The 15,143-nt window shown below is 60.6% G+C and carries 12 protein-coding genes; all 12 read right to left on the minus strand.

The genetic code is table 11. The annotated features are described in order from the left end of the window. Positions 1–83: 83 nt before the first annotated feature. Complete coding sequence (eno, locus tag C9990_RS24775; protein WP_065903054.1) at positions 84–1,373, minus strand: phosphopyruvate hydratase; 1,290 nt, start codon at positions 1,371–1,373, stop codon at positions 84–86. Positions 1,374–1,536: 163 nt separating this feature from the next. Then, on the minus strand, positions 1,537–2,382 hold the full coding sequence (gene kdsA / locus C9990_RS24780) for a 3-deoxy-8-phosphooctulonate synthase (protein WP_106804954.1): 846 nt from the start codon (positions 2,380–2,382) through the stop codon (positions 1,537–1,539). A gap of 5 nt (positions 2,383–2,387) precedes the next feature. Then, a complete protein-coding gene (locus tag C9990_RS24785; protein WP_065903062.1) occupies positions 2,388–4,019 on the minus strand; it encodes a CTP synthase in 1,632 nt (543 codons plus the stop codon). A 273-nt stretch (positions 4,020–4,292) separates the two neighbouring features. Next, on the minus strand, positions 4,293–5,612 hold the full coding sequence (gene tilS, locus C9990_RS24790) for a tRNA lysidine(34) synthetase TilS (RefSeq protein WP_106804955.1): 1,320 nt from the start codon (positions 5,610–5,612) through the stop codon (positions 4,293–4,295). A gap of 192 nt (positions 5,613–5,804) precedes the next feature. Then, a complete protein-coding gene (locus C9990_RS24795; protein WP_003172288.1) occupies positions 5,805–6,752 on the minus strand; it encodes an acetyl-CoA carboxylase carboxyltransferase subunit alpha in 948 nt (315 codons plus the stop codon). A 129-nt stretch (positions 6,753–6,881) separates the two neighbouring features. Next, the gene (gene dnaE / locus C9990_RS24800; protein ID WP_065903070.1) at positions 6,882–10,403 is read right to left on the minus strand and encodes a DNA polymerase III subunit alpha; all 3,522 of its coding nucleotides are present in this window, start codon (positions 10,401–10,403) and stop codon (positions 6,882–6,884) included. 76 nt (positions 10,404–10,479) lie between these two features. Continuing rightward, complete coding sequence (gene rnhB / locus C9990_RS24805; RefSeq protein ID WP_065903072.1) at positions 10,480–11,112, minus strand: ribonuclease HII; 633 nt, start codon at positions 11,110–11,112, stop codon at positions 10,480–10,482. Further along, positions 11,109–12,248: a lipid-A-disaccharide synthase gene (lpxB, locus tag C9990_RS24810; protein WP_065903073.1), complete on the minus strand. Its 1,140-nt coding sequence runs from the start codon at positions 12,246–12,248 to the stop codon at positions 11,109–11,111. Before lpxB ends, rnhB begins: the two co-directional genes overlap by 4 nt. Before the next feature lie 2 nt (positions 12,249–12,250). Then, positions 12,251–13,027: an acyl-ACP--UDP-N-acetylglucosamine O-acyltransferase gene (gene lpxA, locus C9990_RS24815; RefSeq protein ID WP_065903075.1), complete on the minus strand. Its 777-nt coding sequence runs from the start codon at positions 13,025–13,027 to the stop codon at positions 12,251–12,253. Continuing rightward, the gene (gene fabZ / locus C9990_RS24820; protein ID WP_003172281.1) at positions 13,024–13,464 is read right to left on the minus strand and encodes a 3-hydroxyacyl-ACP dehydratase FabZ; all 441 of its coding nucleotides are present in this window, start codon (positions 13,462–13,464) and stop codon (positions 13,024–13,026) included. Before fabZ ends, lpxA begins: the two co-directional genes overlap by 4 nt. A gap of 111 nt (positions 13,465–13,575) precedes the next feature. After that, complete coding sequence (gene lpxD, locus C9990_RS24825; protein ID WP_106804956.1) at positions 13,576–14,631, minus strand: UDP-3-O-(3-hydroxymyristoyl)glucosamine N-acyltransferase; 1,056 nt, start codon at positions 14,629–14,631, stop codon at positions 13,576–13,578. 3 nt (positions 14,632–14,634) lie between these two features. Further along, positions 14,635–15,138 (minus strand): OmpH family outer membrane protein, encoded by a 504-nt coding sequence (locus C9990_RS24830; protein WP_003172279.1) that lies wholly within the window; start codon positions 15,136–15,138, stop codon positions 14,635–14,637. Positions 15,139–15,143: the final 5 nt, after the last annotated feature.

Consider the following 15,143-nt stretch of genomic DNA (forward strand, 5'->3'; position numbering starts at 1 on the left):
CTAGATAGTCATCAGATTAGCGTCGAAATGCACACTGTCGTGATTTTTCCGACGCAATCCGCGGACTTTTTACCATTTAACAATCAGCCGCGAAACTCGCTGCGACCGTTGTATTTGGCTTTGCCGCCCAGTTGCTCTTCGATACGCAGCAATTGGTTGTACTTGGAAACGCGGTCGGAACGGCACAGGGAACCGGTCTTGATCTGGCCCGCCGAGGTGCCCACGGCCAGGTCGGCAATGGTCGAGTCTTCGGTTTCGCCGGAGCGGTGGGAGATCACGGCGGTGTAGCCCGCAGCCTTGGCCATCTGGATGGCTTCCAGGGTTTCGGTCAGGGTGCCGATCTGGTTGAACTTGATCAGGATCGAGTTGGCGATCTTTTTATCGATGCCTTCTTTCAGGATCTTGGTGTTGGTCACGAACAGGTCGTCGCCCACCAGTTGGATTTTCTCGCCGATCTTGTCGGTGAGGACTTTCCAGCCAGCCCAGTCGGACTCATCCAGGCCGTCTTCGATCGAGATGATCGGGTAGCGCTCGGTCAGGCCCTTGAGGTAGTCGGCAAAACCTTCGGAGGTGAACACGTGGCCTTCGCCGGACAGGTTGTATTTACCGTCCTCGTAGAACTCGCTGGCCGCGCAGTCCAGGGCCAGGGTCACGTCGGTGCCCAATGTGTAGCCAGCGTTGGCCACCGCTTCGGAGATCACTTTCAGTGCATCTTCGTTGGACGCCAGGTTCGGCGCGAAACCACCTTCGTCACCCACAGCAGTGCTGAGGCCACGGGCCTTCAGTACAGCCTTCAGGTGATGGAAAATCTCGGTGCCCATGCGCAGGCCTTCGGAGAACGACTTGGCGCCCACCGGCTGCACCATGAATTCCTGGATGTCGACGTTGTTATCGGCGTGTTCGCCGCCGTTGATGATGTTCATCATCGGGACCGGCATCGAGTAGACACCCGGCGTGCCGTTCAGGTTGGCGATGTGGGCGTACAGCGGCAGGTCCTGGTCCTGGGCCGCGGCCTTGGCAGCTGCCAGGGACACCGCGAGGATGGCGTTGGCGCCCAGGCTACCTTTGTTTTCAGTGCCGTCGAGCTTGATCATCGCGTGGTCCAGGGCTTTCTGGTCCAGCGGGTCCTTGCCCAGCAACAGGTCACGGATCGGGCCGTTGATGTTGGCTACGGCCTTGAGTACACCCTTGCCCAGGTAACGGCTCTTGTCGCCATCACGCAGTTCCAGCGCTTCGCGCGAACCGGTGGAAGCACCGGACGGCGCGCAGGCGCTGCCGATGATGCCGTTATCGAGAAGCACGTCGGCTTCGACGGTGGGGTTGCCACGGGAGTCGAGAACTTCACGACCTTTGATGTCGACGATTTTTGCCATTGTTGTAAACACTCCAAAGTTGACGAAAACGCTCTATACCGCTCGATTTAACTTGTGGTGCACATTGCAGGAGCCGGCTTGCCGGCGATGCGGTCCGTTGCATCGCCGCAAGGCTCGAGGGCGCCATCGCCGGCAAGCCGGCTCCTGCACAGGGATCGTGATCTTACGCGGTTTCGACGACAGGAAAACTCTTGACCAGTTCGTCCATCTGCTTGAGCTGGGCCAGGAACGGCTCCAGCTTGTCCAGGCGCAGGGCGCAGGGGCCGTCGCACTTGGCGTTGTCCGGGTCCGGGTGGGCTTCCAGGAACAGGCCCGCCAGGGACTGGCTGATGCCCGCCTTGGCCAGGTCCAATACCTGGGCACGACGCCCGCCAGCGGAATCGGCGCGGCCACCCGGCATCTGCAGCGCGTGGGTCACGTCGAAGAACACCGGGTATTCGAACTGTTTCATGATGCCGAAACCGAGCATGTCCACCACGAGGTTGTTGTAGCCGAAGCTCGAACCACGCTCGCAGAGGATCAACTGGTCGTTACCCGCTTCCACGCACTTGTTCAGGATGTGTTTCATCTCCTGGGGTGCGAGGAACTGGGCTTTCTTGATATTGATCACCGCGCCGGTCTTGGCCATGGCGACCACGAGGTCGGTCTGGCGCGACAGGAAGGCCGGCAACTGGATGATGTCGCACACCTCGGCGACCACGGCAGCCTGCTCAGGCTCGTGGACGTCGGTGATGATCGGCACGCCGAAGGCTTGCTTGATGTCCTGGAAGATCCGCATGCCTTCTTCAAGGCCCGGGCCGCGATAGGAGGTCACGGACGAACGGTTGGCCTTGTCGAAGCTGGCCTTGAACACATACGGGATCCCCAGTTTCTGGGTAACGCGTACGTACTCTTCACAGACCTGCATCGCCATGTCGCGGCTTTCCAGCACGTTCATGCCGCCGAACAGCACCATGGGCTTGTCGTTGGCAATCTCGATATCGCCTACGCGAATGATCTTCTGGGCCATCAGGGTTACGCCTTCTTCTGATGTTGCGTCAGTGCTGCTTTGACGAAACCGCTGAACAACGGGTGACCGTCGCGCGGCGTCGAGGTGAACTCAGGGTGGAACTGGCAAGCCACGAACCACGGATGATCCGGTGCCTCGACCACTTCAACCAGCGCGCCATCACCGGAGCGACCGGAGATCTTCAGGCCGGCTTCTTTGATTTGCGGCAGCAGGTTGTTGTTCACTTCGTAGCGGTGACGGTGACGCTCGACGATCACGTCCTTGCCGTAGCAATCGTGGACCAGCGAGCCCGGCTCCAGCAGGCAGTCTTGCGCGCCAAGGCGCATGGTGCCGCCCAGGTCGGAGGCTTCGGTGCGGGTCTCGACGGCACCGGTGGCATCTTCCCACTCGGTGATCAGGCCCACGACCGGGTGGCCGCTCTTGCTGTCGAACTCGGTGGAGTTGGCGTCTTTCCAGCCCAGCACGTTACGGGCGAACTCGATGACGGCCACTTGCATGCCGAGGCAGATACCCAGGTACGGCACTTTGTTCTCACGGGCGTACTGCACGGCGGTGATCTTGCCTTCCACGCCACGCAGGCCGAAACCGCCCGGTACGAGGATCGCGTCAACCCCTTCGAGCAGCGCGGTACCCTGGTTCTCGATGTCTTCGGAATCGATGTAGCGCAGGTTGACCTTGGTCCGGTTGCTGATACCGGCGTGGCTCATCGCTTCGATCAGCGACTTGTACGCGTCCAGCAGTTCCATGTACTTGCCGACCATGGCGATGGTGACTTCATGCTCAGGGTTGAGCTTGGCGTCGACCACAGCTTCCCACTCGGACAGGTCGGCACCGCCGCACTGCAGGCCGAAACGCTCGACCACAAAATCATCCAGGCCTTGCGAGTGCAGGATGCCCGGGATCTTGTAGATAGTGTCGGCGTCTTCCAGGGCAATTACCGCACGCTCTTCAACGTTGGTGAACTGCGCGATCTTGCGACGCGAGGAGATGTCGATCGGGTGATCGGAGCGGCACACCAGCACGTCCGGCTGCAGGCCGATGGAACGCAGTTCCTTGACCGAGTGCTGGGTGGGCTTGGTTTTGGTTTCGCCGGCGGTGGCGATGTACGGCACCAGTGTCAGGTGCATCAGCATCGCGCGCTTGGCGCCGACTTCGAAACGCAACTGGCGGATGGCTTCGAGGAACGGTTGGGACTCGATGTCACCCACGGTGCCACCGATCTCGACCATCGCCACGTCGGCATCGCCTGCACCCTTGATGATGCGGCGCTTGATTTCGTCGGTGATGTGCGGGATCACCTGGATGGTTGCACCCAGGTAGTCACCACGGCGCTCCTTGCGCAGCACGTGCTCGTAGACACGGCCGGTGGTGAAGTTGTTGTTCTGGGTCATGGTCGTGCGGATGAACCGCTCGTAGTGGCCCAGGTCCAGGTCAGTCTCGGCGCCGTCGTGGGTGACGAACACTTCACCGTGCTGGAACGGGCTCATGGTGCCCGGGTCGACGTTGATGTACGGGTCCAGCTTGAGCATGGTGACCTTAAGTCCCCGCGCCTCCAGGATGGCCGCCAATGAAGCGGAGGCAATGCCTTTCCCCAATGAAGAAACAACACCGCCCGTGACGAATATGTAGCGCGTCATGAAAAACCCTAGAAGTCTGCGTTAAAGCGGTCCGAGCCGCCGGGGAAAGCGAAGGAAGGCCGAAGCCCCCGATCACCTGCATTAATCACAGTGCACCTTTCAAAAAAACCGCCGCGTTGTGACAGACCAGCAATGAAACACCGGTACGTTGATCGCTACACATTTTTTGGAATCGCCCAGCAAAGACTGCTTGGTAATCGGCAACTGCTGCGATTCAGGCGAATCCACAGAAGTTGTATCAAGAAGGGAGCGTAGTCTACCGGAAAGGCTCTATCAGCTCAAACCTTGATCGCAAGTCTGTGGCACCCAATGCAATTGCCAGCGTTCGCGCGTTGCTGGCCAGAGTCCCGCAAGGCTGGGCACACCCAGCAATTGCTCGCCCTGATAGAGCAGCGGCAATCTGCCACGGACGAAACCCGGCAGCCCACTTTCATTAAGCAGGCGCTTCAAGTCACGCCGGCCTCGACCTGGCACTTCGACGATTTCACCGCCCTGGCGATAACGGACAACCAAAGGGCCTGCAGGCGCATTGCCGGTCACACTCAGCCGACCATTGCCGGGTAACTCTAGTGGGTATTGCGGATCAGGCCAGCTCACCGATGCGTCGGAAAACTCCGACCAAACGGCAGGCAGCCACCAGAGGCGCCCACGGCAACGGTGCAGCTCACCGTCAGCCAGGCACCACACAGGCTGTGCGTCGTCCTTGGCATCCCGCAGGGAAAGCCAGCTGGCCCAATGGTCGCTGTCGGGCAAGCGCGTAAGCGGAGTCAGCCAATGCCGCAGGGCGTTGCGCTGACGAGCGTCGGACAGTTCACACAGCGGCGCAAGCGCCAGCGACGGTAACGGCAGCCAGGCAAAGGGGGACGGCTGATCGGCGGTGTGCAGATCCATGTATGCCAGCTCATCGAGCAGGCCCTGGGCTTCACTCAGGTGCTCGGCCGTGCGCGCAAGGCTGGCTACGGCCTGAGGCCAGCGCTGCGCAAGCACCGGCAACACACGATGACGAAGGTAGTTGCGAGAGAAGCGTGGATCGGCGTTGGACGGGTCTTCGATCCACCTGAGCTGATGCACGCGGGCGTAGGCTTCCAGCTCTTCACGCGAAACATGCAGCAATGGCCGCACCAGATAGCCACCTGCCAATGGCCGCTGTACCGGCATTGCCGCCAACCCGCGCACCCCGGCGCCACGCAACAAGCGAAACAGCAGGGTTTCAGCCTGATCGTCACGATGCTGGCCGGTGAGCATCACCTGCCCTGCCCCCGTCACCTCGGTAAACGCCTGGTAACGCGCGTCTCGGGCGGCGCGCTCCAGGCTGGCACCGGGTTGCACCTGCACGCGCATCACACGCAGGGGCACGCCCAGGCTGTCGCATACTGACTGGCAGTGAACAGGCCACGCGTCGGCGGCAGCTTGCAGGCCATGGTGGACATGGATCGCGCTCAGTGGCGGGAGGTGGTCAGTGTTGGCCAGCGTGGCCAGGAGGTGCAGCAGGACGGTGGAATCAAGGCCACCCGAGAATGCGACGTGCCAGGCCGGGGCATTGCGCCACGGGGCAAGGGCTTGCAGGAGTTGGGCGGGTAGAGTTGGTTTCATCACACATTACCGCCGCCAATCTGGAATACGTCCGCCAAGCATACACAAAGCAAATGTGGGAGCGGGCTTGCGTGGGAACCGGGCTTGCCCGCGATGCAGGCAACTCGGGTCATCAGTGACACCGAGTTGATGCTATCGCAGGCAAGCCAGCTCCCACACAAGCCAGCCCCCACATTGAGTACCGTGTCGTGCTTAGAGGCCGTAGCTCATCAAGCGCTCGTAGCGACGGGCCAGCAGCGCTTCGTTATCCAGCTTCTTGAGCATCGCCAGTTGCGAGCCCAGTTCGGCACGGATGGTCGCGGCAGCCGCGGCCGGGTCACGGTGGGCACCGCCCAAAGGCTCGGCGATGACTTTGTCCACGATACCCAGGCCTTTGAGGCGATCGGCGGTGATGCCCATGGCTTCAGCAGCGTCCGGCGCCTTTTCGGCGGTTTTCCACAGGATCGAGGCGCAACCTTCCGGCGAGATCACCGCGTAGGTCGAGTATTGCAGCATGTTCAGCTGATCGCAGACGCCAATGGCCAGTGCACCGCCGGAACCACCTTCACCGATCACGGTGGCGATGATCGGGGTTTTCAGACGGGACATCACTCGCAGGTTCCAGGCGATCGCTTCGCTCTGGTTGCGCTCTTCAGCGTCGATACCTGGGTATGCACCCGGAGTGTCGATGAAGGTCAGGATCGGCATCTTGAAACGTTCGGCCATTTCCATCAGGCGGCACGCCTTGCGGTAGCCTTCCGGACGCGGCATGCCGAAGTTGCGACGGACTTTCTCGCGCACTTCACGGCCTTTCTGGTGACCGATCACCATCACCGGCTGGTCGTCCAGGCGGGCAATACCGCCAACGATGGCCGCGTCGTCGGAGAAGTGGCGGTCGCCGTGCAGCTCGTCGAACTCGGTGAAGATGTGCTGGATGTAGTCCAGGGTGTATGGACGGCGCGGGTGGCGAGCCAGGCGCGCGATCTGCCAGCTGGTCAACTTGCCGAAGATGTCTTCGGTGAGCGTGCTGCTCTTGTCTTGCAGGCGAGCGATCTCATCGCCGATGTTCAGCGAATTGTCATTGCCGACCAGGCGCAGTTCTTCAATCTTGGCTTGCAGGTCAGCGATCGGCTGTTCGAAATCAAGAAAATTCGGGTTCATAAGCGTCCGTCTTGGGTCGACGGCCAGGGAGTGCCTGGCCAGCCGGTTGTCTATTCGCGCCCTACCTTAAGGGAGAGGCGCGTTTAGGTCGAGATTAAATGTTTAGTCGTGATCAGACATATCTGACCGTCAACGGTATTGGAGGAAGACGTTGTCTCGCCCGAACTGGTCACGCAATGCTTGAATCAAGCCATCAGCGGGATCAATTCGCCAGGTCTCACCAAACTGCAGCATCGCCTTGGCGTCATTGCCGGTGTACTCCATGGTCACCGGGCACGCACCACGGTGGCGCTTGAGCAGGTCGCCCAACCAGCGTAGCTGATCGCCCTTGAGTGCCTCGGTTTTCACCTTCAGGCGCAGGCTTTCGGCCAGATTGGTACGCGCATCCTCCATGCTCATCACCCGCTTGATCCGCAGGCGCAGGCCGCCGGAGAAGTCGTCGTTGCTGACCTCCCCTTCCACGACCACCATGGCATCGGTCTGCAGCAGCGACTGCGCGGAATGGAAGGCGTCGGCAAACAGCGACGCCTCGATCCGGCCCGAGCGGTCGTCAAGGGTGATAAAGCCCATCTTGTCGCCCTTTTTGTTTTTCATCACGCGCAGGGCGATGATCATGCCGGCGACGGTCTGGGTGTCCCGCGCCGGCTTCAGGTCGATGATGCGTTGGCGGGCGAAACGGCGAATCTCGCCCTCGTACTCGTCAATCGGGTGACCGGTGAGGTACAGGCCCAAGGTGTCTTTCTCACCCTTGAGGCGCTCCTTGAGGGTCAGCTCCTTGGCCTTGCGATGGTTGCCGTAGACATCCGCATCTTCCTCGACGAACAGCCCGCCAAACAGGTCGGCGTGACCGCTGTCGTGGGTGCGAGCAGTCTGTTCGGCGGCCTTGATCGCTTCTTCCATGGCGGTGAGCAGCACGGCGCGGTTGCGGTCGATGTTCGCCTGGTAGGCCTTCGGCTCGTCATGGAAGTACGGGCCGAGGCGGTCCAGCGCACCGCTGCGGATCAAGCCGTCGAGGGTGCGCTTGTTGATGCGTTTGAGGTCCACCCGTGCGCAGAAGTCGAACAGGTCCTTGAACGGGCCGTCCTGGCGGGCTTCGGTGATGGCTTCCACCGGACCTTCGCCGACGCCCTTGATCGCGCCGAGACCATAGATGATGCGGCCTTCGTCGTTCACCGTGAACTTGAATTCCGAGGCATTCACGTCCGGCGCGTCGAGGCGCAGCTTCATGGTGCGCACTTCCTCGATCAAGGTCACGACCTTGTCGGTGTTGTGCATATCCGCCGAGAGTACCGCAGCCATGAACGGCGCCGGGTAGTGGGCTTTCAGCCAGGCGGTCTGGTACGAGACCAGGCCGTACGCGGCGGAGTGGGATTTGTTGAAACCGTAACCGGCGAATTTTTCCACCAGGTCGAAGATGTTACCGGCGAGGTCAGCGTCGATATTGTTGGTGGCGCAACCTTCAATGAAACCGCCGCGCTGCTTGGCCATTTCCTCGGGTTTTTTCTTACCCATGGCTCGACGCAGCATGTCCGCGCCACCGAGGGTGTAACCGGCCATGACCTGGGCAATCTGCATCACCTGTTCTTGATACAGGATGATGCCGTAGGTTGGTGCCAATACGGGCTTGAGGCCTTCGTACTGGTAGTCGGAGTGCGGGTACGCCAGCTCGGCACGCCCGTGCTTACGGTTGATGAAGTCATCCACCATGCCCGATTGCAACGGGCCCGGACGGAACAGGGCCACCAGTGCGATCAAGTCTTCCAGGCAGTCGGGCTTGAGCTTTTTGATCAGCTCTTTCATGCCGCGCGATTCAAGCTGGAACACCGCTGTGGTTTCAGCTTTTTGCAACAGCGTGTACGTCGGTTTGTCGTCCAGCGGGATAAAGGCAATATCCAGCGGTTCTTCACCGACCTTGGCGCGGTCGCGGTTGATGGTCTTGAGCGCCCAGTCGATGATCGTCAGGGTCCGCAGGCCGAGGAAGTCGAACTTCACCAGGCCGGCAGCCTCGACGTCATCCTTGTCGAACTGGGTCACCAGGCCATCGCCTTCTTCGTCGCAATAGATCGGCGAAAAGTCGGTCAGCTTGGTCGGCGCGATAACCACACCACCGGCGTGTTTACCGACGTTACGCACGACACCTTCAAGCTTGCGCGCCATGTCCCAGATTTCGGCGGCTTCTTCATCGACCTTGATGAAGTCGCGCAGGATTTCTTCCTGCTCGTAAGCCTTCTCCAGGGTCATGCCGACTTCGAACGGAATCATTTTCGACAGGCGGTCTGCCAGGCCGTAGGACTTGCCCTGCACCCGCGCCACGTCGCGGATTACCGCCTTGGCCGCCATCGAACCGAAGGTAATGATCTGGCTCACGGCGTTGCGGCCGTACTTCTCGGCCACGTATTCGATCACGCGGTCGCGACCGTCCATGCAGAAGTCGACGTCGAAGTCGGGCATGGAGACCCGTTCCGGGTTGAGGAAGCGCTCGAACAGCAGGTCATATTCCAGCGGGTCGAGGTCGGTGATCTTCTGCACATAGGCCACCAGCGAGCCAGCACCTGACCCCCGGCCCGGACCGACCGGTACGCCGTTGTTCTTGGCCCACTGGATGAAGTCCATCACGATCAGGAAGTAACCGGGGAACCCCATCTGGATGATGATATCCAGCTCGAAATTCAGCCGATCGACGTAGACCTGCCGCTTGGCCTCATAGTCTTCGGTGGTGTCCTTAGGCAGCAGGACGCTGAGGCGCTCCTCCAGGCCGTCAAACGACACCTTGCGAAAGTATTCATCGATGGTCATGCCATCGGGAATCGGGAAGTTGGGCAGGAAGTGCTTGCCCAGCTTCACTTCGATATTGCAGCGCTTGGCGATTTCGACGGAGTTTTCCAGGGCCTCGGGCAGGTCACTGAACAGCTCGGCCATTTCATCCGCGCTTTTGAGGTACTGCTCTTCGCTGTAGTTCTTGGAGCGGCGCGGGTCATCCAGGGCCCGGCCTTCGCCGATGCACACGCGGGTTTCGTGGGCCTCGAAATCTTCTTTCTTGATGAAGCGCACATCGTTGGTCGCCACCAGCGGCGCGCCCAGCTTGTCGGCGAGGGCCACGGCGGCGTGCAGATGCTCTTCATCGTTGGGGCGGTTGGTGCGCTGCACTTCCAGATAGAAGCGCCCCGGAAAGACCTGCATCCACTCACTCGCCAACACCTCGGCTTCGTGCGGGTTGCCGCCCAACAGTGCGATGCCGATCTCGCCTTCTTTGGCGGCCGACAGCATGATCAGGCCTTCGCTGGCCTCGGCGACCCACTCGCGTTCGATGATGATCGAGCCGTTGCGCTGGCCATCGATAAAACCACGGGAAATCAATTCGGTGAGGTTGCGATAACCGACGCCGTTCATCGCCAACAGGCTGATGCGGCTCAGGGGGTTATCGGGGTCCTTGTTGGACAGCCACAGGTCGGCGCCGCAGATCGGCTTGATCCCGGCGCCCATGGCGTTCTTGTAGAACTTGACCAGGGAACACATGTTGTTCTGATCGGTCACCGCGACCGCAGGCATATTCATGCCCACCAGGGTTTTGACCAGCGGTTTGATCCGTACCAGGCCGTCGACCAGGGAGTATTCAGTGTGCAGGCGTAGATGAACGAATGAAGCCGGCATAGTGATCCTGTCTTGATACATGAAAACAACAAGGCCCGGATTGTACCGGGCCTTGGCAAAAACATCAGCCTCGCGACTAAACCTCGCTGAGGCTCTCGCGCAGCTCGTAGGCCTGGCGCACCGGGGCGAACGAGCGGCGGTGGATCGGGGTAGGACCCAGGCGTGCCAGGGCTTCCAGATGAACGGGCGTCGGATAGCCCTTGTGCCCACCGATGCCGTAGCCGGGATAGATCAATTCAAACGCAGCCATTTCACGGTCGCGACTGACTTTGGCCAGGATCGAAGCGGCGGCAATGGCCGGCACCTTGCTATCGCCCTTGACCACCGCCTCGGACGGCATGGCCAGCTTGGGGCAACGGTTGCCGTCGATCATCGCCATTTTCGGCGTGATGTGCAGGCCTTCCACCGCCCGCTGCATGGCCAGCATGGTGGCGTGGAGGATATTCAGTTCGTCGATTTCTTCGACTTCGGCCCGGGCGATATGCCAGCTCAGGGCTTTTTCACAGATCTCGTCGTAGAGCTTTTCACGGCGTGCTTCGGTGAGTTTCTTCGAGTCGTTGAGGCCCAGGATCGGGCGGTTCGGGTCGAGGATCACCGCCGCCGTCACCACCGCGCCGCACAGCGGGCCGCGTCCTACTTCGTCAACGCCGGCCACGAGTGCGTGGGCTTCGGCAACCAGGCTGAAATCCAGGCCCATTTGCGTGCTCATAAAGCTTCCTGTTTGTGGCCGATCAAGCTCAACACGGCGTCAGCCGCCTGGTTCGAGGCATCCCGGCGCAGGGTGCGGTGGATGTCGTCGAAACCACGGGTCTGTTCTTCGCCGCCGTCGATCAAGGGTAGTAGAGTTTGCGCGAGGGCCTCGGGCGTTGCATCGTCCTGCAACAACTCCGGCACCAGCAGGCGCTGGGCCAGCAGGTTGGGCAAGGAGATGTAAGGGCTCTTGACCATGCGCTTGAGAATCCAGAACGTCAGCGGCGCAAGGCGGTAGGCCACAACCATCGGGCGCTTGTACAGCAAGGCTTCCAGTGTCGCGGTGCCCGAGGCGATCAACACCGCGTCGCAGGCCGCGAGAGCCAGGTGCGACTGACCGTCGAGCAAGGTCAATGGCAGGTTACGACCTTCCAGCAAGGTTTCGATCTGCGCGCGACGCTGCGGGCTGGCGCACGGCAGCACGAAACGCACGCCCGGCTTCAAGGCCTGCAGGCGCTCGGCGGCATCAAAAAACACCGAGGCCAAACGGCCGACTTCGCCGCCACGGCTGCCCGGCATCAGCGCCACCAGCGGGCCGTCGGGCAGGCCCAGCTCGGCACGCGCAGCCGCGCGGTCAGCCTGCAAGGGAATGGTGTCCGCCAGGGTATGCCCGACAAACCTCACCGGCACCCCCTTCTCTTCGTAGAACCTGGCCTCGAACGGCAGCAGGGTCAACATCAGGTCACAGCCTTCACGGATTTTCAGCACACGCTTCTGCCGCCACGCCCAAACGGATGGGCTGACGTAGTGCACGGTCTTGATCCCGGCCTGGCGCAACTTGAGTTCGATGTTGAGGGTGAAATCCGGTGCGTCGATGCCGATGAAGACGTCAGGCTTTTCTTCGATCAGCGTCTGGATCAGCAGCTTGCGGCGGGCCAACAGCTCGCGCAGGCGACCCAGCACCTCAACCAGCCCCATGACCGACAGACGCTCCATGGGGAAGTAGGACGTGAGCCCTTCAGCCTGCATCAGCGGGCCGCCGACGCCGATGAACTCCACCGCTGGATGCTGGGCCTTGAGCGCCCGCATCAGACCTGCGCCCAAAATGTCGCCGGAGGCTTCTCCGGCCACCAGCGCGATACGCAGAGTGGCCATGATCAGCGGGTGATGCCGCGAGTCGACGCCTGGATCGAGTCGCGAAACACCGCGACTTCCGGGAACAACGCTGCCGACTCGGCCAGTTGGATCAACGCCTGGTCCACCGTCAGCCCCTGACGATAAACCACCTTGTAGGCACGGCGCAGGGCGTGGATCGCCTCTTCGCTGAAACCCCGACGGCGCATGCCTTCGAAGTTCATGCTGCGGGCTTCGGCCGGGTTGCCGAATACCGTGACAAACGCCGGTACATCCTTGCCGATTGCGGTACCCATGCCGGAAAAGCTGTGGGCGCCGATATGGCAGTACTGATGCACCAGGGTAAAGCCGGACAGGATGGCCCAGTCGTCAACGTGCACATGGCCAGCCAAGGCGGTGTTGTTGACCAGGATGCAGTGGTTGCCGATCACGCTGTCATGGCCGATATGGGCATAGGCCATGACCAGGTTGTGATCACCCAGCGTGGTCTCGGCACGATCCTGCACAGTGCCACGGTGAATGGTCACGCCTTCACGGATGATGTTGTGATCACCGATTACCAGGCGTGTCTCTTCACCCTTGTACTTCATGTCCGGGGTGTCTTCGCCTACCGAGGAGAACTGGTAGATGCGGTTGTGTTTGCCAATGCGGGTCGGACCCTTGAGGATCACGTGCGGCCCGATGACAGTCCCCTCGCCGATTTCCACACCTGCGCCGATGATCGACCAGGGGCCGACCTCAACGTCGGCGGCCAGCACGGCCGACGGATCGATGATTGCGCGAGGGTCAATCAAACTCATAGTTTGCGTTCCGCACAGATGATCTCAGCGGAGCACACCGGCTTGCCATCCACCGAAGCCTGGCATTCGAACTTCCAGATCTGGCGCTTGCAGCTGATGAACTTGGCTTCCAGGATCAACTGGTCACCCGGGGTAACCGGGTTGCGGAAACGCAACTTGTCGGAGCCCACGAAATAGTAAAGCGTGCCATCGGCAGGCTTGAGGTCGAGCATTTTGAAACCAAGGATACCGGCAGCCTGGGCCATCGCTTCGATGATCAACACGCCCGGCATGATGGGATGCGCAGGAAAGTGACCATTGAAGAACGGTTCGTTGATGCTGACATTCTTGTAGGCACGAATGCGCTTTTCCTCAACATTGAGGTCCACTACGCGGTCCACCAGCAGGAACGGGTAACGGTGAGGCAGGTATTCGCGAATCTCGTTGATGTCCATCATTTCGGGGGGAAGCCTGTAATAAAGATTGGGGGCGGGCGAACTAAAAGCACGCCCCGCTAGCAAATCAAGGAGGCAGTCTAGCGGCTGTGCACACTTGATATGGAAATGGTATCAGCCTTCTGATGAAGCATTACCGCCAGGGGTCACGTCTCCAACACGCTTTTCCAGCTGTTTGAGGCGTCGAGCCATGTCGTCGAGCTGCCTCAACCGTGCTGCACTCTTGCGCCATTCAGCTGCAGGCTGCATGGCGGTACCGGAAGAATAGGCACCCGGCTCGGTAATCGAGTGGGTCACCATGGTCATGCCGGTGATGAATACGTTGTCGCAAACTTCAATATGCCCCACCAACCCTACGCCACCGGCGAGCATGCAATGCTTGCCGATTTTGGTGCTGCCGGAGATGCCTACACACGCCGCCATGGCGGTGTGATCGCCAATCTGGACGTTGTGGGCGATCTGGATCTGGTTATCGAGCTTCACGCCGTTACCGATCACGGTATCGGCCAGGGCCCCGCGATCAACAGCGGTGTTGACACCGATTTCCACGTCGTCGCCGATCAATACGCCGCCGACCTGGGCAATCTTGTTCCAGACACCTTTGGAATTGGCAAAGCCAAAACCTTCACCGCCGATCACGGCACCCGACTGGATGACCACACGCTCGCCGATACGCACATCGTGGTACAGGGTCACGCGGGGTGCCAGCCAGCCATCGGCACCGATTTCGCAGCGTGCGCCGATGAAGCAATGTGCACCGACAGTCACACCCGCCGCAATGCGTGCACCGCTCTCGATCACCGCAAACGCGCCGACGCTGGCCGCAGGGTCAACCTGCGCATCATCGGCGATGACCGCCGAAGGATGAATACCGGCGCCAGCCTTGGGTTTCGGGTCGAACAGGTGCGATACCCGTGCATAAGCCAGGTACGGGTCGGCCACCACCAGCGCATCCCCGGCAAACCCTTCGGCGTCAGCGGCTTTGAGCAACACGGCTGCAGCCTGGCTATCGACGAGGTATTTACGGTATTGGGGATTTGCGAGGAAGCTCAACTGAGCTGGGCCAGCCTCCTGCAAGGTGGCTAGCCCAGTGATTTCTTTCTCCTTGGAGCCACGCAAGGTGGCTCCCAGGAACTCGGCCAACTCGCCGAGCTTGATAGTCGCGGTCATGGCTTACTTCAGCTGGTTCATGCGCTCGATCACCTGACGGGTGATGTCGTATTGAGGCTTGACGTCGATGACAGCGCCACGCTCGAACACCAGGTCAAAGGCACCTTTCTTGATGACTTCTTCCACAGCGCTGTCCAGTTTCGGCTTCAGCTGCTTGAGCATTTCGCGGTCGGCAACTGCCTTGGCTTCGTTCAGCTCCTTGGACTGGAACTGGTAGTCACGGGCCTTTTGCTTGAATTCAAGCTCCAGGCGCTCGCGCTCGCCCTGCTGCATCTTGTCGCCACCGGCTACTAGGCGATCCTGGATGCCCTTGGCACTGCTTTCCAGAGTCTTGAGCTTGGTCAGTTGCGGACCGAATTTCTTCTCGGCATCCACGGCGTACTTCTTGGCCGCATCGGATTCCAACAGAGCCATCTGATAGTTCAGGACGGCGATTTTCATTTCGGCGAAGGCCGGGGTGGTTACCAGCACGGTGGCCAGCAGAACCAATTGAGTCAACTTACGCACGATGT

The organism is Pseudomonas sp. S5D5 (assembly GCF_003013355.1).
GTDB classification, from domain to species: Bacteria; Pseudomonadota; Gammaproteobacteria; order Pseudomonadales; family Pseudomonadaceae; genus Aquipseudomonas; species Aquipseudomonas aylmerensis.